General features: G+C 48.8%; 16 protein-coding genes and 1 tRNA gene. 9 read left to right on the top strand and 8 right to left on the bottom strand.

The genetic code is table 11. The features are described from left to right. Positions 1–171 precede the first annotated feature (171 nt). Together BM040_RS17070 and BM040_RS17065 are read right to left on the bottom strand one after the other, a co-directional pair. Positions 172–1098 carry a helix-turn-helix domain-containing protein gene (locus tag BM040_RS17070; protein WP_175491100.1) on the bottom strand — a complete coding sequence of 309 codons (927 nt, stop codon included), beginning with the start codon at positions 1096–1098 and terminating at the stop codon, positions 172–174. Positions 1099–2101: 1003 nt separating this feature from the next. Then, positions 2102–2557, bottom strand: a complete 456-nt coding sequence (locus BM040_RS17065; protein ID WP_394333091.1) for a DUF421 domain-containing protein — start codon at positions 2555–2557, stop codon at positions 2102–2104. A 306-nt stretch (positions 2558–2863) separates the two neighbouring features. Here BM040_RS17065 and BM040_RS17060 point away from each other — a divergent pair, with 306 nt between their 5' ends. Then, positions 2864–3787 (top strand): DUF389 domain-containing protein, encoded by a 924-nt coding sequence (locus tag BM040_RS17060; protein ID WP_092104064.1) that lies wholly within the window; start codon positions 2864–2866, stop codon positions 3785–3787. Positions 3788–4437: 650 nt separating this feature from the next. Here BM040_RS17060 and BM040_RS17055 read toward each other — a convergent pair. Together BM040_RS17055 and BM040_RS17050 are read right to left on the bottom strand one after the other, a co-directional pair. Beyond that, a complete protein-coding gene (locus tag BM040_RS17055; RefSeq protein ID WP_092104062.1) occupies positions 4438–5448 on the bottom strand; it encodes an LLM class flavin-dependent oxidoreductase in 1011 nt (336 codons plus the stop codon). Between the two features lie 154 nt (positions 5449–5602). Next, positions 5603–6727 carry an NtaA/DmoA family FMN-dependent monooxygenase gene (locus BM040_RS17050; protein WP_092104060.1) on the bottom strand — a complete coding sequence of 375 codons (1125 nt, stop codon included), beginning with the start codon at positions 6725–6727 and terminating at the stop codon, positions 5603–5605. Between the two features lie 180 nt (positions 6728–6907). Between BM040_RS17050 and BM040_RS17045 the strand changes: the two genes are divergently transcribed. Continuing rightward, on the top strand, positions 6908–7276 hold the full coding sequence (locus BM040_RS17045) for a winged helix-turn-helix transcriptional regulator (RefSeq protein ID WP_092104058.1): 369 nt from the start codon (positions 6908–6910) through the stop codon (positions 7274–7276). Positions 7277–7397: 121 nt separating this feature from the next. Here BM040_RS17045 and BM040_RS17040 read toward each other — a convergent pair. Further along, positions 7398–7469: transfer RNA gene (locus BM040_RS17040), tRNA-Glu, on the bottom strand. 203 nt (positions 7470–7672) lie between these two features. On the opposite strand from BM040_RS17040, the gene BM040_RS17035 reads away from it, so the two are divergent. From BM040_RS17035 to BM040_RS17025, 3 genes are all read left to right on the top strand, one after another. Further along, positions 7673–7954, top strand: coding sequence for a hypothetical protein (locus tag BM040_RS17035; protein WP_092104056.1), 282 nt, complete (start codon positions 7673–7675; stop codon positions 7952–7954). A 53-nt stretch (positions 7955–8007) separates the two neighbouring features. Next, a complete protein-coding gene (locus tag BM040_RS17030) occupies positions 8008–8352 on the top strand; it encodes a hypothetical protein (RefSeq protein ID WP_245756278.1) in 345 nt (114 codons plus the stop codon). A 146-nt stretch (positions 8353–8498) separates the two neighbouring features. After that, a complete protein-coding gene (locus BM040_RS17025; RefSeq protein WP_092104321.1) occupies positions 8499–9221 on the top strand; it encodes an SIMPL domain-containing protein in 723 nt (240 codons plus the stop codon). A gap of 782 nt (positions 9222–10003) precedes the next feature. Here BM040_RS17025 and BM040_RS17020 read toward each other — a convergent pair. Continuing rightward, positions 10004–11002: a hypothetical protein gene (locus tag BM040_RS17020; protein ID WP_092104054.1), complete on the bottom strand. Its 999-nt coding sequence runs from the start codon at positions 11000–11002 to the stop codon at positions 10004–10006. Between the two features lie 191 nt (positions 11003–11193). Between BM040_RS17020 and BM040_RS17015 the strand changes: the two genes are divergently transcribed. Both BM040_RS17015 and BM040_RS17010 read left to right on the top strand, forming a co-directional pair. Next, positions 11194–12018: an MBL fold metallo-hydrolase gene (locus BM040_RS17015; RefSeq protein ID WP_092104051.1), complete on the top strand. Its 825-nt coding sequence runs from the start codon at positions 11194–11196 to the stop codon at positions 12016–12018. Between the two features lie 160 nt (positions 12019–12178). Next, entirely contained in the window at positions 12179–12775 is a 597-nt protein-coding gene (locus BM040_RS17010) for a hypothetical protein (RefSeq protein WP_092104048.1), read from the top strand. 392 nt (positions 12776–13167) lie between these two features. Here the strand turns inward: BM040_RS17010 and BM040_RS17005 are convergent, their stop codons facing one another. Further along, the gene (locus BM040_RS17005; protein ID WP_092104045.1) at positions 13168–15351 is read right to left on the bottom strand and encodes a glycoside hydrolase family 97 protein; all 2184 of its coding nucleotides are present in this window, start codon (positions 15349–15351) and stop codon (positions 13168–13170) included. A 256-nt stretch (positions 15352–15607) separates the two neighbouring features. Here BM040_RS17005 and BM040_RS21835 point away from each other — a divergent pair, with 256 nt between their 5' ends. Then, positions 15608–15784 (top strand): hypothetical protein, encoded by a 177-nt coding sequence (locus tag BM040_RS21835; protein WP_175491099.1) that lies wholly within the window; start codon positions 15608–15610, stop codon positions 15782–15784. A 392-nt stretch (positions 15785–16176) separates the two neighbouring features. Here BM040_RS21835 and BM040_RS17000 read toward each other — a convergent pair whose 3' ends face one another. After that, entirely contained in the window at positions 16177–17400 is a 1224-nt protein-coding gene (locus BM040_RS17000) for a serine hydrolase domain-containing protein (protein WP_245756277.1), read from the bottom strand. 295 nt (positions 17401–17695) lie between these two features. On the opposite strand from BM040_RS17000, the gene BM040_RS21830 reads away from it, so the two are divergent. Continuing rightward, positions 17696–17836, top strand: coding sequence for a hypothetical protein (locus BM040_RS21830; protein WP_175491098.1), 141 nt, complete (start codon positions 17696–17698; stop codon positions 17834–17836). The last annotated feature ends 95 nt before the right edge of the window (positions 17837–17931 follow it).

Raw genomic sequence — 17931 nt, 5'->3', positions numbered from 1 at the left:
ATCATTTGGTTTAGTTTGACGCAAATGAAGTGTTAGCTGGCGCGGGACTCCTCCAAAATGATCATTTACCTATAGTAAATAACGATTTAATAGACTTTTTTAGAAACGCAGAGCAGGTGAAGGCAGTTTTATGATAAGTAGGAGAGACCTGCCGGTGAACTGTAGGAATATCTAAAGAGGAGTACTTTCCTTACGGTAAGCCGAGGGCGTTTTCTGCAGTTGTTTTTTAAAGGCAGTATTAAAGCTGGTCAGACTATTAAATCCAACCTCATAAGCAATGGCTGCAATAGTTAGCTCGCTGGATTCGCTATGTTCCAGCAAGGCCTGCGCATGCTGGATACGGTATTGGTTAACAAAGCCATTAAAATTAGATCCTGACCTGATGTTGATAGCCATTGATATCTTTTGGGGACTTACTTTTAGTGCTTTGCTGAATGTACTTAGGGTCAGGTCAGCGTTTTTATAAAGCTGCTCCTCTACCAGTAGTTTCTTTACGTCCTCGTAAATTTGATTTATTTCGGTTTCTGATAAGGGGGTGGTTTTATACTTTACCGTATCAAGCCCGTTGATGTAGCCTTTCTTAATGGCAACCAAGCTGACCCCGTAAGCAATACAAGAATAGAGGATAGGACCAAGAATATACGGAATGTTATCCTCCAGCAAGTTGAGCACATACACCATCCATAGGGCAGCCAAGGCATAAAAAAGAAATTGCAACCACTGTACAGCAACATTAACTCCTCCTAACTGAATTTTATACTTCTGTATCTGCCGGTAGCTAAAGAATAAATACACCAGGTAATGGCCGTAATAGAGGCAGAAAAGTATAACAAATACAACTATCGGAGTAGTTTGTACATTCTCTTTGTTAATCCAGAAACTGAAAGCTATCCCAAAAAGAAAAGGGATAAAATGCAAGAACTCGGCCGTGGTAAACCGGATTGACTTTTTGAGAACCGACTTGGTATAGAAGAAAAAGAGAGGGCCAATTAACAGGAGTGTAGCAAGCCCTGCGAAGATCAACTGCAGGTAAATCCCATCCACAAATTCAAGGAAAACGGATTTCCCGATACGGAATGAGAGTATAACCAATAGCATGCTCAGGAGCCTGTTCGAAGTCCTCAGTCCTTTGGGGTGAAACCATAGAAAAGCGGCTAAGAAGAGCCCGTGTAGGACACCTAATCCACTGAGAAGTATAAGTAGCACCTGGCTTGTTGACATGAGCGCAAATAAACAAATTAATACACTCAAGTAATCCACCTAAAATTCAAATATTCACTCAAAATACTCAGAAGTTTTATATCCAGATTGAAGAGGGAAGCTGAAACAAAAAAAGGCCGCTTCAGCATTAGCTGAAGCGGCTTTGGTAGACCAAAGGATGGAATTATCGAACTTTATCCACAGGGGTATGGAAGCTGTTGAGGGGTTTCTGGAGGAGGGAGTAAGCTAACTTCCGTTCTGCCTTATCGCAAGTTGGAAGGTAGGCTTTAGTCTTGTTGCCACAGTTGAGTCATTGCTGGCCACTTGTTTGGTTGTCTCGGAAAAAGAGGGGTTTTGAGCCGATGATAATCATTACTAATGTGTTGAGAGTTTGTGTAGCAGTGAAAGTTTGTGGTTTGTCAGCTTAAATTTATTGATGAAGCGAAATATAAACTGTTTCAGCTCAGTACTTTTTTGTCAGCAGTTCTTGCAGAATAGTTTCGTTAGCAGCAGAATCCTTTTGTCTGGAAGAGTGCCACTATCATTTGCCAGTAAAGTAAAACTTCTACACCTAAGTCTATGCATCTTCCCGGAACGGTTTTCTCTGAATTTTCATCAAGAGTTTTGTCGCAGCAACACTTTTACCAATGTATTGTAGCTGCAGAAGAAGGTCTATCATTTGGCTGCGTATGTTTCTGTCCCCTTTGCCATATCCAATACCGCTACTATGTACTGCTGAAAGATTTCATCGAAAGACATTTCCTTTGTTATTACCCTTACTATTCCATACATATCCCTGATGTTGTTTTCGGGAAAATGCTTTCGCCTGTACGCTAGCAAAGCAAACAATGCCCGCAGACTTTCTAATTTTTATTTTCAGATAAATTCATTTAACAGGAAGTCACCGTTCTGGTCCTAATAATACCTTGACGGCAGGTGCCTGTGGGTCTTTGATTTGCTTTATAACAGTGAGGCTTCCATCTGTTTCCAAAACAACAGCATCCGTTTCTGCCAACGAACTATATACTTTTTTCCTTAAGGCAGCCCAGACCTCATCCTCATCAATTCTTTCTGAAAGCATATTCTTGCTCAATAATTCCCCGTTATATGCAATTAATGTAGGAGCTGAATTATCAAGCTGGCTAATTCGCTTATTTCGGGCAGACAAATAGGTAATTACATACTGTAAGAACACCAGTAATGTAAATGCTAATACACCTTCTGAAAGGGTGACATTTTTATTCAGGATGACTGTGGCAAAGGTAGAGCCAACCGCTATTGTTACGATCAGGTCAAAAGCATTCATTTTCGATAAAGTTCGCTTTCCGGATATGCGCAGGGTGAAAACTAATGCCAAGTAAGCTGCAATAGAGATAATAAGTATTCGTATGATACTTTGCCAATCGCTGAAAAATATTTTGTCTATAGTCTAAGGGTTTATCAGGCTCATTATGATATGTTACAGTTAAAGGAAATGAGATGTTTGATGATTTGCTGCTAACAGTTAGTACATAAAGTGAGCAACGAGAGGCTGCAGCTTGGCTTGTTGCTGCGTGACGAACAAGCAAAAGGCAAGAAGCCAAAGCCAACTCTTTGTGGTCAGCGCAGTATATGCTTTTCAGTATCCTATTTCATACGTCTGGCATAGAAAAGATCAAACTAAATGCGCTTAGTTACCATCAAGGCACCCTCCGGACAAGGAAAGAACATAGCAGAAATTGCCTTTGCGGCCGGAGCCACGCACGTGTCTATACGACAAGCACGCAAGTACACCTCAGACCATCTGGAAACAGAGTTGGATGTGGTGGAGGTAGAAACTGCCACACCAAAGGCTAAGCTATTCCTGGAGAGCCTCATGGTCTCCGCTATCTATAACCCGGATACGTTTACTTTCACGGTGCGGCATCCGGAGTCAATTTTTGGGGATGAGCCCCCTAAGGAAGAAACCTATCCCATTGTAAGGCCCACTACGGATGTATATGAAGAGTTATGGCAGTTCACGCGTGTCACAATAAGTCTTTTCGGGCGGGTTTTTCTCTCTGCTGTTTTACTTGCCTATGGAATGGTGGAGGACATGCTGCCGCTCATCATTGCAGGCCTCTTGTTTTTGCCTTTCCATCATCATATGCTCGGGGTTGGGCTGGGGGCGATGCTTCGGGAGTGGCGCTTTCTCTGGCAGGGAGTCCTGGCGCTGCTGGTCACTACCGTTCTAATCGTGACTGCGGGCGCCTGTGTGGCACTCTTCACCGAGCCCCCGATCGGTTTTGAGGAATTCGGCACCCCGTTATCCGGTTTGGTGCTTGCCTCCCTAATAGGTATTGCTGCAGCGTTGGGTGCGATGGACGACGCAGGGCGCAGGGAACTTATTGGTTTGGCTGCAACGGCTCATATCTCAATCTATCCTGCCTGGTTTGGGCTCAAACTTGTCTTTGGCTTTGAGGAAGGAGATAAGTGGGCAGAGCATTTGCTAACCTTTGGTATCAACATTACCTCCTTAACCCTGGCGGCCAGTATTACCTTCATCGTGTTGGGGGTGAAAGGAGATGGTGTCCGCCGCTTTGTCAAAAGGAGAACGGGCATGCAATAGCAGAAGCTGGCATTTTCTGAGTACCGGCAAAGTGTGTGCTGAATCAACGCAAGAGGTTTATAATGTTAGTAGGTGATCCCACAGCTCCTTAACTCGTCCTAAAATAGGTGTAAAGTCCTGAATTGCTTTCTCACAAAATGGCGATTTGTTGAGACCCAGACTTACTTCTGATCAAATGGTACGCCTGGAGTCTCATTTTGTCGTCTCACGAACCAAATGGAGAACTTGGTTCGTGAAATGAGTAGGTGAGATGGATGAGTCGCACTTTTTCGAGAGATTTAGCTCTCGGTTATAAGTACATAAAACAGGGGAGAAGCAACTTACTATAAATACTATTCATCAACTGCCTTATCCTCACAAAGCAGACCTTAAAGAGACAGGCCGATAAAAAAATTGAAATCTTTAGGATTTTAGTGTAATAATACTGTCCGAAGGAGATGAAAAAAGGCTCTCAGAAGTTACTGAGAGCCTTTCAAGTAGACCAAAGGAGTGAATTGTCGAACCTTTTCCACAATGATCTGACATCCTTAAGTGTTTTTCTGGGGGTAAGATAGGTGCAGTAAGATGACTATTTTAAATAAAACTTTAACTCTATATCACAACAGCCTACTTTTTTTCTAAAAGGTCAAATAAATGGAGCCTTTCCTCCTTTACCTATTTTCATTTATCTCAAGCATAATTTCTGCAAATAGTCTGGTAGATTTTAAACGGTCATTTATGTCGTACATGGTGGACACAGTTATCAGTTCATCCACTCCCGTTTCTTCCAGAAATTCCTGAATCTGCGTTTTGACCGTTTGCTTGCTGCCGACAAATGAATATCGGAGCATCTGCTGCAACATTGGATGTTTCAATACCTGCTTTAACTCTTCACTCATTTCGGTAGGTGGATGTAAGGGGTCTCTGGACCCGGTTAGTACACCCACAAACATTCTGATTAAAGAAGTGAACAGTTTTTGGGCTTCTTCATCGGTGTCGGCGACCAAAACGTTCACACCGGCGATGGTATAGGGTTTATTTAAAAACTCGGAAGGTTGAAATTCCTGTTCATAGATTCGCAAGGCGTTGTGTAAATGCGTTGATGCAAAGTGACTGGCAAAAGCGTAAGGCAAACCCTTTTGAGCCGCTATATGTGAACTATCGGTCGTCGAGCCCAATACATACAGCGGAACATCAGTGCCTTCTGCAATGGGAGCCCTTACTTTAGCAGCTTTATTTTCATTGGAAAAGTACTTCTGTATTTTTTCTATTTCCTGCGGAAAAGAATGGGCAGCCTCCATAAAATCTGACCGAATAGCACGGGCAGTTGCCTGATCGGTGCCAGGCGCCCTTCCCAGACCTAAATCAATGCGGCCCGGGTATAGATGGGCCAAGGTCCCAAACTGTTCGGCTACAATCAAGGGCGAATGGTTGGGAAGCATCACACCTCCTGAACCTACCCGGATGGTCGTGGTGTTTTCAGCCACGTACCCGATGAGCAGGGATGTAGCGCTGCTGCCAATATTATCTGAATTATGATGCTCGGCAAACCAAATGCGTTTGTAGTGATGTGCTTCCGCTTCTTTGGCTAAGGCCAAAGAATTGTGCAGGGTCTTTTGTATAGTTTCTCCCTGTGATACAATGGCAAGCTCTAAAATAGAGTAAGCAATGTTAGGTTTCATGGTATTCAATTCTTTTTTGTTTCTGTTAAGCAGGTGCAGCAGATTATTACCAATTATTTTAGTAGTTCTGTTTAGTATTTCAGGCACTAGCCGCTCAGCCTTGCGGGATAGTTTCTCAATAGCTTTCTATACACTCCCTAGTGTAGCCGGCCGGTTAGATCTCTCTGAAAGCTGGCTTGGGCAATTCCAGATTGCCTCTCAATGTATCAGCTTCATACTCAGTACGGAATATGCCGCGATCCTTCAGAATGGGCACAACCAATTCAATGAAATCCCGCAAGCCATGGGGATGGTCCTGCCGGAGTATCAACATATCTATTGCTCCTTGGTCATACCACTGCTGCACCTGATCGGCAACTCTTTCGGCTGATCCAAAAAACAGTGGACGAGAAAGGCTGTTCTTGGGAATCAACCGCAACAGTTCCAGGTATTTTTCCAGGGCTTCCTGATCTGTTCTGCCAACGATCGGATTTTGGGAGACTGACACGATAAAGTCTTCCGGCCTTCTGCCTTTTTCAACTAATCGGCGTCTTAATTCGTCTGCAATTGCCACTGTTTCCTCCTGTGTATTGCCATGGGTAAACACACCGTCGGTATAGCTGGTGGCATGATCCATAAACGTTTGTGACGTACCTGCTGTGTATAACACTGGTCGCCCCTGAGCGGAACGGCTAATGTTTAAAGGCCCTTCTACCTGGAAATATTTTCCCCGGTAGTTGACTGTATGCATTTTTCGGGGATCTAAAAATACGCCACTTTCCTTATCCCGGATAAAAGCATCGTCTTCATAGGTGTCCCACAAGCCCAACAGGATTTCCATGAATTCTTTATTCATGGGGTACTGGTCTGATTTGCCAAGGTGACCCCGGCTGAAGTTGACCATCCCTCCCGGGTTTGAAGTAATGGCGTTCAAAGACGCGCGGCCCCTGCTTATCTTATCCAATGACAGGATTTGGCGGGCTACGCTGTAAGGATCGGCATAGGAAGTGGACGCGGTAACCGATAGTCCGATTTTTTTGGTGTGTGTGCTGAGGGCAGACATGACGGAAACACCTTCAAACATGCTCAGGTAATGCGGGATGTTTCCCGGGCCAACATGGCTCACGTCGACCAAAAAAAGCGTGTCGAACTTGGCTGCTTCGGCGAGCTTTGCCTGTTGGATATAAAAATCAATGTTCTCGCTGGCGTCAACCGGCATGTCGGGATGCTGCCAGCCCACATAATTCCAACCCAGCCCATCAATAATGGCCGCCAGCTTTAGCTTCTTCCTGTTTTCCATTTCAATTACTCTTAATGCCTTTTTCTACCCAAACAGAAACTTCTCCAGGTGTGCGTATGGGGCACGCTGTTTGAATTCTTCCGTAGGCCCTGAATAAATATGTTGCAAATTTACGGAAACATACTTTCCTTTGTATAGTGCTTTCCTGAAGGAAAGTGGAATTTCATCATAAAAAGAGCAATGGCAGCAAAAAAAGCATGTAATGATTGCCTGAACACGGTGAAGCCGGTGCGGGATGCACTTGACGTGATCAATGGCAAGTGGAAATTGCCTATCATCATCTCTGTCACGACCGGAAACGAGCGCTTCACTGATATACAGGAGAGTATTCCGGGAATCACACCTAAGGTGCTGGCAAAGGAACTGAAGGACCTGGAGCAGCACCGGTTAATCAAGCGCATAGTGGTAGAGGACTACCCGGTTAAGATCTTGTATAAGCCGGAAGCCTATGCTGATACGCTGTCTCCTATCATCTATGCCCTGAAGGAATGGGGATTGAACCACCGGAAGAAAATATTCGAACAGAGTAATCCTAAGGTAAGTATTTAGGAGAAATCAAAAGTGGGTAAATTCTAAATGAAGCGCTGGAAATGCCAGGTTAGTTTTTTCTGGAAATCGGAGAGGGGAAGTATAAAAAAAGGCCTCCAGTTTTATCTGAAGGCCTTTCGTGTAGCCCGTAGGGGAATCGAACCCCTGTTACCAGAATGAAAATCTGGCGTCCTAACCCCTAGACGAACGGGCCGTTCTGTCTGATTGTGGTGCAAATATAGCGCTCCTTTTCTTTACTGCAATAGCCCCCGCAAAAACTTTTTGCAAGTATAAAGCATGTGGCTGATTATCAATTTGAAAAATTTATAGAACATCGGGGCCACTGGCAAAAGTTAACTTATAATGCCTTCTTGCGTTAAAATTAACCTATTCTAAAACTCTAAACTACTCCAACAAATGGCGAAGAACCTACAATACGAAGGCATTAAACCAGAGGCTTTTGAACAACTGAGAAACAAGCTGCAGACCTACGGTATAAAACTGCAGGCCAACAGCGGCAGCTTTAGCGAGAAAGGCGTGTCGGGCAAGTATGACTATAGCCCCGATTCGGAAGTGCTGAAACTGGAGGGATTGAGTGTGGGCTTCCCGGCAAGTATGATGGTGAGCGAAGACACGCTTCAGGCCCGTATGGACGAACTGATGGTGCAGCACGGCGGCCGGCCGCAGCACTTGAGCTAGAAAGTATACTTTTTGCCCTTGCGCCGTATACACCTGTATCAATCTTTAAACCTATGAAAACTATGGATAACAATACGTCGCAAAACCAGAGCAACTCGAACGAAAATAAGAATAGCAACCAGCAGAAAGGTGGACAGAAGAAGCAGGAGCCGAGCATGATGCAGCTGCTGCAGCCGCACGACATGTCCAAAACAGTAGAGTCGGCGATGCATGTGTTTCAGGGCCGCCACGAGAAGCTGCCCGACCTGATGCAGGACCTGGGCCACATTATCGTGAAAGCTACCCGACGCATGAGCACCACACAGCTTATTCTGGCCACCGGTGCCCTGACACTTGGTGCCATCCTGATAGCACGCTATAGTGGAGGGCACGATGAGTTTGAGTATTCCGAAGATTAATCTGCCTTATTTGTAAACGAAAACCCTTAGCCATTCCGGTTAAGGGTTTTTTTGTGGGGTGCCATACTTTTGGCATGTGGTTTGAGATGGGGCTCTATATAGCATTCAGCTATACTTTTAATATTTTCAACTTAAACGCTATTACTATGAAAAAAATGACTCTGATCCTGTTTCTGAGCCTGTTCTTTGTCTCGGCTTTCACGGTGCAGGCGCAGCAGGCACAGGTGCTGCCTCCTTTGGTAAACGTTAGTGGCATTGGCGAGGTAAGGGTGCAGCCCAACGAGGTTGTTGTAAACCTGGGCGTGGAAATGCGCGGCAAAACACTGGACGAGGCTCGGAAGGAAACCGACAAAAAGGCTGCGGCTATCATCAACTACCTTAAAAAGCAGGGCGTGGATGCCCGCCATATCCAGACATCGTATGTAACGCTGCAACCTATCTACAGCAGCGGGGAGTACGGCCGTACCACACCGGATTTTTACATGGCTCAGAAAAACATGACGGTGCTGGTGAAGAAATTAGATAAGTTTGATGAACTGCTGTCCGGTCTCTATGGCGTAGGGGTAAACCAGGTGAACGGGGTGAGCTTCCGGGTGTCTGACTCCGAAATCGAAAAGTATAAAACAGAGGCGCGCAAGAAAGCAGTGGCTAACGCAAAGGCAAAGGCAACGCAGCTAACCTCGGAGTTAGGGGCTAAGGTAGGTCGCGCTTACTCCATCAGCGAGAGCAGCAACGGCGGCGGACCGCGACCCATGTATAAAATGGCTATGATGGAGTCTGCTGCTTATGACGCTTCCGGCGGACCCACGATTGCCGGAGGGGAAGTAGTGATTACTTCGAATGTGGATGTAAGCTTTGTGATTGAGTAAGGGATTTTAGAATAGGATACAAAAAAGGCGGATCCCTAAGCAGGCTCCGCCTTTTTTGTAAGTTGGGAGTATTTAATGTGACCCTTGGAGGTCGATGCGTTCTATACTTTATACTTCTCTTTCCTGGCGCAAGTCTTCAGACTTGTGTCCTATGATGGTGTCAAGTTTACAACTTGACTGGCTTGAAAAGCCATACTTTATACCTGCTGCTATACTTTTATAATTGTCAGCTTATACTTTCACAGCCACCGCTTCTTTCAACTTGATGCAAGCTATCCTTGCTAGCTACTGTTCATCCTCTAGTTCCCACAAGCGGCTCGTTTCATCTCCTGCTTTTTGCCCTCCCAGGCCGGGAGGCCTCGCCTTCGGGCATCGCGCGGTGTACATTTCCTTTGCTACCCTTCGGTCGCAATGCCCTTGACGGGCACCGGAAATCTACAAGGCGCTCAACCCAAAGGCTGGGAACAAGTTCGATAGCCGCTGCTTTTGCTGTCATCTCGAACGCAGTGAGAGATCTGAAGAGAATTCCGGATAGATCTCGCGCTGCTCGAGATGACAGAGTAAGTAGTAAGTACAAACTGTCCCCTTGAGGGGACCATAGGGGTGTTTATGCTTTGACTACGAAGCTTATACTTCAGCACCAGTAACAACAAGCTCCCCTCCTTAGATAAGGAGGGGTAGGGGTGGTTGGACCCGGTACTGCAAATCACATATCCTATTTTAGGAAAGGGCGAGGGAGAGGTATAAAATTCTCTTCCCAGCCCTTCCTAAATTATAATCCTCTAACCAATCTTCTCATACCGCTCCATCGGCTTGAACTGGTTATTGTCATCCAGCAGGAAGCTTAAGGGGCGTTGTGGGTCCTGGAGGATTTGTTGCTCGCGGATGCTCCAGGGCTTTAGCATTTCCTCCAGCATGTGGGCGTAGGCCGGCATCTCCCAGGGGTTAAAAATCTCGTTGGTGACGTCGTCTATGAGCGTGTCGAGCACCAGGTGGTCGTCTTCGGGTTTTACCGGGCGAATAAAGTACTCCGGCACCACGTTAAAGATATAGGCGGCGTAAAACACGCGGGCCTTAAACTCAGCTAGCTGGATAGGGTGCAGCTGCTTGCCCTCGGTGGCTTGCAGCAGGCGTCCCAGAGCCTTTTTGATAATTCCGTTGTCCAGGAGGGTGCAGATGATGGCCACCGGGCCAAGCTTTATACTGAAGGCCATGGTTTTCAGCTCGTCCTGGTACTCAAATGGCAGCTCATCCTCGGTAGGGCTCACCTCCAGCAGGAAAAGTGAGCAGGGCAGGAAATCGGAAAACTCCATGGGCACCCGCAGCGATTGCAGCACCTGAAAGAACGAGCGGAACTTGCCCAGCATGGCCGGGTCTTCGCTTACGGCGTACTGCGGCATTACTAAAGGGGCTGCCTCTTTTATCAGCTCCGTTACCAATGAGCCATAGTACATTTTGCCGATCCACTGGAACAGGCGTTGGGGTGGAAGTGCCTGGAGCCCCTCCAGTCCTTTGCCTGCTGCCTGCTCTACTTCATGCTCCAGCGGCATCAGGTAATGGGTATGACAACGGTCGCAGCAAGGGATGCTGAGCTGACCGAAGGTAGTTATACTTTTATCGAGCATCAGCAGCTCTTTCTGCTTCAGGTTATACTTTTGCTGGAGCCACTCCCCAAACACAGGGGCACGGTGCTCGGTGGTGATGATCGTGCCGCACAAAAAGCAGTTCGTGTCGGTAAACTGCATTCGCTCAAACGGGTCATATAGGGTCAGGTCTCTCATAGCGCTTCTGGTTGTTCCTGCAAAGATACATAACACCGGCCGAGTTCCGAAGTTTGCTGCCCATTGCTGGTTTTTCGTTATCCGTTGTTCGTTGATTTGCTCCTAAATTCCCCAACTCTCTAACTTTCTAACTCCCAAACTCTTAAACTTTCATTGAACTGTAGCAGAAAAAGTGCGAACTTTACAGTCGCATGCAATTACAAATAACCTCCCTTAACTCTGGCAGCAATGGCAACTGTTACTACATCGGTAACGACCGCGAGGCCGTGCTAGTGGACGCCGGTATTTCGTGCCGTGAGACAGAGCGGCGCATGAAGCGCCTGGGGCTGCACATGAGCAAGGTGAAGGCCATTTTTGTATCGCATGAGCACTCCGACCATATCAAGGGTATCCCGGTACTGGCCCGCAAGTATGGCCTGCCGGTGTACATTACACCGGGTACGCTCTACAATTGCCGGCTGGATTTTACGGGCGTTCAGGTGCTGCATTTTGAGGCGTTCGAGGTGATTAAGGTGGGGCAGTTGGAAGTAAAGGCCTTCCCTAAGTTTCACGATGCCCGTGACCCGCACAGCTTCATTGTGTCCCAGCAAAGTATAAATGTGGGGGTGTTTACCGATATCGGCGCTCCCTGCGACCACGTGATCGAGCATTTCCAGCAATGCCACGCGGCTTTTCTGGAGGCGAACTACGATGAAGGGCTGCTGGAGAAAGGGCACTATCCCTATTACCTGAAAAACCGCATCCGCGGGGGCCGGGGCCATTTATCGAACCGGCAGGCGCTGAGCCTGTTCACGGCTTACAAACCCGAGTTCATGAGCCATGTGCTGCTCTCGCATCTTTCCAAAGACAATAATAACCCGCAACTGGTAAAAGAACTGTTTTCGTTGCACGCGGAAGGCACTGAGGTAATTGTGGCCTCCCGTTTTGAGGAAACGCCGGTGTATACCATCAGCGGGGAGCCTGTGCGGCCTAAAAACATTGGCAAGCAGATCAGCTTGTTCGATGTACTTGCATAAGTAGTAGTTCAAATCTCCGGCCGTTTTATACTTGCCTGGTGGCAGTATTTATACTTTAAAAATCCTATCTTTAAATCAGGAAGTACGTTAGGTACAAGAGCTTATACTTGCATGCTAGCAAGTATGGCCAAAATCTCTGCTCACCTAAAATCTTTAAACGATGAAGATAGCATTTACCCTAATCCTGCTGGCCATGTGCAGCATCGGAGCCACAGCCCAGACGAAGCAGCAGGTCCCCTCTAAAGAGGCCCAGATCAAAGCCGCCCTGCTGGCCGCCCCGGCCGAGAAGCGCGACGGAGCCGCCGTGTATGGCTACGATGCCAGCGGTAAGTTCGTCCTGCTGCGCAAGGGTACCAATGAACTCATTTGCCTAGCCGACGACCCGAAACAGGAGGGGCTTTCGGTATCCTGCTACCACAAAAACCTGGAGCCCTTTATGGCACGCGGCCGCGAGCTGAGGCAGGCCGGCAAAAGTACCGAGGAAATCTTCCAAACCAGGGAGGCTGAAACCAAAAGCGGTAAATTGAAAATGCCGAAGGAGCCCACCACCTTGTTTGTGTACACAGCTGATGCCAATGCGTTTAATGCGGCGACAGGCGAGGTGAAAGATGGCTACCTGCGCTACGTGGTGTACATCCCGTATGCTACTGCCGAGAGCACCGGCCTGCCCCTGAAACCGGATGCCCCGGCCATGCCCTGGATCATGCACCCCGGCACCCATGGCGCGCACATCATGATCAACCCGCCTCGCAAGTAAGTATGATTTAAGTGTCATAGCGCGAGCGTCTTCGCTCGTGCTTCGTATAGAAGTGGCCTCTGGCCGCTACACGCTCTTTCGGATTAGCACTCCGAAAGTATAGTAACTGCGGATTTGTAATATGCAAAGGCAGAAGCAGTAGCTATTGGCAGGCATGCGGATTGCAAATCCGCAGTTAAAAAAGCTCCGGATTACAAATCCGGAGCAGCAGTAGGTTAAAAAAACTGGAGCAGTAATAGGTAAATTTCATTTGAAAAGGATGTTGCCTAAAAGCTCAGGCCGCCTGCAGTTTGCCCACAAGCTCCTCCCAGGATGATAAGATGGGAAGGTATAAAAAAGGCGCAGCCCCTGTAATGGAACTGCGCCTTTTTTATACTTGAGTTTTCTACTTTCTACTTTAGCTTCTTTAAGCCTCTCAGCTCGCTGCGGTCGCCTTCTTTTATACTTACCGCTACACCGCCGCCCGGAGCCAGGTGCTGTTTCAGGGTGCTTTTAGCGTTCACCCGTACTTTGCGGATAGTATACTTCTGCGGGTTCTTGTTCCAACTGGCGTCTTTGGCATCGGCATAGATGGTGGCGATGTAGTCTTTGCCTTTGGGCAGGAAGCTGAAGTCTACTGTGGCGGTGCGTGCGTTTTCGTCGGTGATGCCGCCTACAAACCACTCGTTCTGGCCTTTTGCTTTGCGGGCGATGGTGATGTAATCGCCGGGTTCGGCCTCCAGGATGTGCGTTTTATCCCAGTCCAGGGCCACATCCTTGATAAACTGGAAAGCATCCGGGAAGCGCTCGTAGTTCTCAGGCAAATCAGCGGCCATTTGCAGCGGGCTGTACATGGTCACGTAGTAGGCCAGTTGCTTCACCAGGGTAGTGTTCACGCGCTGGTTGCCGCCGTAGATCGACATGTCCGTCTGGAAAATGCCCGGCGTGTAGTCCATCGGGCCACCCATCAGGCGGGTGAAGGGCAGGATGGTGGTATGGTCGGGGGCCAGGCCGCCCATAGCCTCAAACTCCGTTCCGCGCGCCGATTCCTGAGCAATCCAGTTCGGGTAGGTGCGGTGAAGGCCCGTAGGGCGAACGGCTTCGTGGCTGTTAATCATGATTTTATACTTAGCAGCCGTATTAGCTACATGGATGTAGTGGTTGACCATCCACTGGCCGTCGTGCTGCTCGCCGCGCGGGATGATCTTGCCCACATAACCGGTCTTCACGGCATCGTAGCCATACTTGTTCATGAACTGGAAAGCCGTGTCGAGGCGGCGCTCATAGTTGGTGGCAGAGGCTGACGTTTCGTGGTGCATCATTAGTTGCACACCTTTGGAGTGCGCGTACTTGTTCAGCGCCTTCACATCAAAATCTGGGTAAGGGGTTACGAAATCGAATACCTCCTCTTTCCAGTTGCCAAACCAGTCTTCCCAGCCAATGTTCCAGCCTTCCACCAGCACCGCGTCGAAACCGTGCTTGGCGGCGAAGTCGATGTGGCGGCGTACGTTTTCGTTGTTGGCGCCGTGGCGGCCGTTCGGGGTAAACTTCGTAAAGTCGTCGGTCAGCTTCACGTTGGTCTCGGTGCTGTAGGCCCAGGTGCTCTTGCCGCTCACAAAGTACTCCCACCACACCCCGATATACTTCATCGGCCTAATCCACGATACATCCTCATACTTTGTCGGTTCGTTCAGGTTCAGAATCAGGCGTGAGGCCAGGATGTCGGCGGCTTTGTCGCTTACCACGATGGTGCGCCACGGGGTCTGCGTCTCGGTTTGCATGTAGCCCTTGTTGCCCACCGCGTCCGGCGTCAGGTGCGAGCTGAAGCGGAAGGTTTTCGGGTCCACGTTCAGGTGCATGGCCGGGTAGTTTACCAGCGCGGCCTCGTGGATGTTGATGTACAGCCCGTCGGCCGTTTTCAGCATAGACGGTGTTTGTACCGACAGCGTATCGATGGGGAACTGCGCGTGCACGTCGTGCGTGGCCTTCTCAATCAGGTTCGGGATTTCGGAGATCCGGGAGGTAGTATAGGCATACTCGTTGGTGTTGTAGTCGCCCCGGATCCAGAAAATCTTGTGGTCGCCGGTGAGGTTAAACTCGGTGTGCTCCTCTTTGATGACGAAGTAGTTGAGCTGCTCCTGCTGCGGGAATTCGTAGCGGAAACCCAAACCGTCGTTGAAGAGGCGGAAGCGGAGCTGGATCTGGCGGCCTTTTGGCTCCTGCTGCTCCAGCGTTACCAGCAGCTCGTTGTAGTGGTTGCGGATGCTGCTTTCCTCCCCCCAAAATGGCTTCCAGGTTTCATCCAGGGTGTTCTGCTGGGTGTTTACTACCTTAAATCCCTCCAGAAAAGCAGGCACATCGTGCGTGGCAATGCCCAGCTTGCTCTGTTTGATGACGGGCTTCTTCTTGTAAGTAAGCTGGTAGGTGGGCTCTCCCTTCCCGGTCAGTTCGAACTGCATGGTCAGGTTTTTGTCCGGGGAGGTAAGGGTTTGGGCCTGCACCAGGGTGGCGAAGGTGCCCAGAAACAGCAGCAGGAACGCCCTGCGCACCGTCCGGCGTGGCTTCCGGACACGTTTTGTGTTTTGTGTAAGGTTCATGTTTACGGGTTAATCAATATAAACTGATAGGTTTTATACTTTGGTGGCAGGTATGGCTGCCTGCGCTATTATAGTAGCCGGTGCGGGTGTATTTTATCCCTACTGTGGCCAAGATAAATTGTTCCGCCCGCTTCCGCCTGTATACCAGTTTATACTTGTGGTGGACAAAGTATAGGCAAGGCGTTTCTATCAGGAAAAATGAAATTAAAAGTATAAATTAGGGGTTATCTGGCAGGAGCCATACTTTGAAGCACGCATGACGGAAGAAGAATTTCAAGCCAATTATACCCAGGCCTTGGATGCCATTATCGAGGCGATGGCCGACGAGCAGGAGATAAACCCCGACAAGTTTTACAGTATGGTATGTGTGCTGGAGAACCTGCGGTTTTTCAGCCCAGTGCTGTACGGGGCCATCCGCAGCAAGAAGGAGTAAAGTACTTATGGCTTGAGCGTCCCCATTTACTTCTATCCTTATCTTTTTGTATATGGTATTTTTCTGTACCAAGTTCACCATCAAGTATAGGAGACTGTCCCCTTGAGGGGACTACAGGGGTGTAAAGCTACGAAGCAGGGCAGTTCTTTTTTGTGGTTCTGAAAAATCAGCAGGTGTAAACACCCCTAAAGTCCCCTCAAGGGGACAGTTCCTAAACTGCTGCTCCGGATTTGTAATCCGGAGCTTTTTAATTGCGGATTTGCAATCCGCATGCCTGCCCGTAGCTCCTGCCGTTGCCGCTGCGGATTACAAATCCGCGGTTATCATACTTTCGGATTGCAAATCCGAAAGAGCGTATGTCGCGCTATAAGTACCTCCCCCTAAAGTATAAACTACTTCTTCGCGCTCACTACAATTATCTTCTCCTCCGGCTTGTCGTCTTCCGGGCGGGTAGGGTAGAGGAAGGCCTCCAGCTCCCTGAGGTAGCGGAAACTGCCGTTGGGTACGTTGCTCAGTATAATCAGCGCGCTGTGGTCGTTGGGGTTTCTTAAGAGGTAGGTAGCGTAGCCGTGCCACAGCCCGCCGTGGTAGACAACCGTATCACCGTTGGGCACCTGCTTGATGCGCCAGCCAAAGCCGTAGTCCTCATCCTTTTTCCTTTCCTGGCGGGAACCGGTAAAAGCCTTTTCCAGGGTTTCCTGCTTCACGAGCTTGTTCGTGTACAGGGCCTGGTCCCACTTGTAGAGGTCCTCCACGGTAGAGTACATCCCCTTGTCGCCGAGCACAGTGTCGAGGTAGTCAGGCCACCGTTTGCGCCTGCCGCCCGTGTGCCCCGGAACCACCAGTTTGTTGCCATACACCAGGCTGTCGCTAAAGGTAAAGGTGTTCGTCATCTGCAAGGGCTTGAAGATGCGCTGCTGCAGAAACTGGGAAAAAGGCATACCCGAAGCGCGCTCCACAATGGAGGCCAGCAGAAAATAGCCGGTGTTGCTGTAGTCGAAGCGGGCATCGGGGCGGAAGTAGGGGTTAGGCCGGTGCTCTGCCATGATCTTGAGCACGTCGTCATTGTAAATCGGCACCTTGCGGTCGTGCCAGAGTTCATCGCTGAAGTAAGTATAATTCGATAAGCCGGAGCGATGCGTGAGCAGCTGGCGGATGGTGATGCCGTGGTAGGGAAAGTCGGGGATGTGCTGCTGCACGCTGTCGTCGTACTGCAGCTTGCCCTGCTCCTGCAGCATCATCACGGCCATGGCGGTAAACTGCTTCGACACGGAGGCCAGCTGAAACACAGACTGCGTGTGGAGCGAGTCCTTGCTGCGGAAGTCGCCGTAGCCGAATGCGCCGGTATACACCACCTCGTCATACTTGGTAACGAGCACGGTGCCATTAAAACCCTTGCGCTTGTGGAAGTAAGTAAAAATGGAGTCGAGGTGATGGCCTAGTTTGCTGGCGCTGTCGGGGGTAAACCAGTCGGGCACCGGTATGCGTTGCCTATCTTTGTCCTTTGCCGTTTCCGCCCCGTGGGCGTGCAGGTTGTCCTGCCCGGCTTCCTGGCAGCCGAGAAAAGGGAGAAAGGCCAGCGATGCCACCAGGCACCAGCGAAATTTAAATTGCACTCTGAAAGGGATCATACACCAATACCAACAAAACTTCCGGCCTAAATATAAGGCTTCTGTAGAAAAACGCCCCTCTAAAATCTGGCAAGTCAGGCTTTTTCAGGACAGGTTTAAAAAACGTAGTGTAATAGTAATAACTGAAGCCATAACGCAGGGCAACCTCCCATATTGCGGGCAGAGGCGGCAACAGAGAGGCTATGACAATATTAAATAAATTTAACTTTAACAAGCCGCCAGGCAGTTGCTTTTATGGCTCGCAGCTGGTAATTTAGGGCTTCTTTTACATACAGCTGTGGTGCCTTACAATATCTTTATCAATTCGATACCCAAACCGCTTTCCGGCTTTGTCGCATCGTCGCACCACATCTCCCAAAGCGATGTGCTGAACGGTTACTGCCTTCCGTTCTACACCGCCCACAAGGACTTCAACAGGTAAGCCGGAACCACTCCGGCCGAACCTAAGCGTAGCGGGTAAGGGCTTGCCTGCAACACGCCTTCTCCCATGCCTGCTTTTTACTTACAAATAGCTTT

Source organism: Pontibacter chinhatensis (assembly GCF_900113285.1).
Classification (GTDB): domain Bacteria; phylum Bacteroidota; class Bacteroidia; order Cytophagales; family Hymenobacteraceae; genus Pontibacter; species Pontibacter chinhatensis.
Note: the sequence above shows the minus strand (reverse complement) of the source record. Positions and strands in the feature narration are given on the sequence as shown.

Coding starts and splice junctions, on each gene's coding strand:
- BM040_RS21835 (WP_175491099.1), top strand. CDS start 15,608: ATGACGGAAGAAGAATTTCAAGCCAATTATACCCAGGCCTTGGATGCC.
- BM040_RS17060 (WP_092104064.1), top strand. CDS start 2,864: ATGCGCTTAGTTACCATCAAGGCACCCTCCGGACAAGGAAAGAACATA.
- BM040_RS17030 (WP_245756278.1), top strand. CDS start 8,008: ATGAAAACTATGGATAACAATACGTCGCAAAACCAGAGCAACTCGAAC.
- BM040_RS17070 (WP_175491100.1), bottom strand. CDS start 1,098: ATGCTATTGGTTATACTCTCATTCCGTATCGGGAAATCCGTTTTCCTT.
- BM040_RS17025 (WP_092104321.1), top strand. CDS start 8,499: ATGAAAAAAATGACTCTGATCCTGTTTCTGAGCCTGTTCTTTGTCTCG.
- BM040_RS17045 (WP_092104058.1), top strand. CDS start 6,908: ATGGCAGCAAAAAAAGCATGTAATGATTGCCTGAACACGGTGAAGCCG.
- BM040_RS17010 (WP_092104048.1), top strand. CDS start 12,179: ATGAAGATAGCATTTACCCTAATCCTGCTGGCCATGTGCAGCATCGGA.
- BM040_RS17055 (WP_092104062.1), bottom strand. CDS start 5,448: ATGAAACCTAACATTGCTTACTCTATTTTAGAGCTTGCCATTGTATCA.
- BM040_RS17035 (WP_092104056.1), top strand. CDS start 7,673: ATGGCGAAGAACCTACAATACGAAGGCATTAAACCAGAGGCTTTTGAA.
- BM040_RS17015 (WP_092104051.1), top strand. CDS start 11,194: ATGCAATTACAAATAACCTCCCTTAACTCTGGCAGCAATGGCAACTGT.
- BM040_RS17050 (WP_092104060.1), bottom strand. CDS start 6,727: ATGGAAAACAGGAAGAAGCTAAAGCTGGCGGCCATTATTGATGGGCTG.
- BM040_RS17020 (WP_092104054.1), bottom strand. CDS start 11,002: ATGAGAGACCTGACCCTATATGACCCGTTTGAGCGAATGCAGTTTACC.
- BM040_RS17005 (WP_092104045.1), bottom strand. CDS start 15,351: ATGAACCTTACACAAAACACAAAACGTGTCCGGAAGCCACGCCGGACG.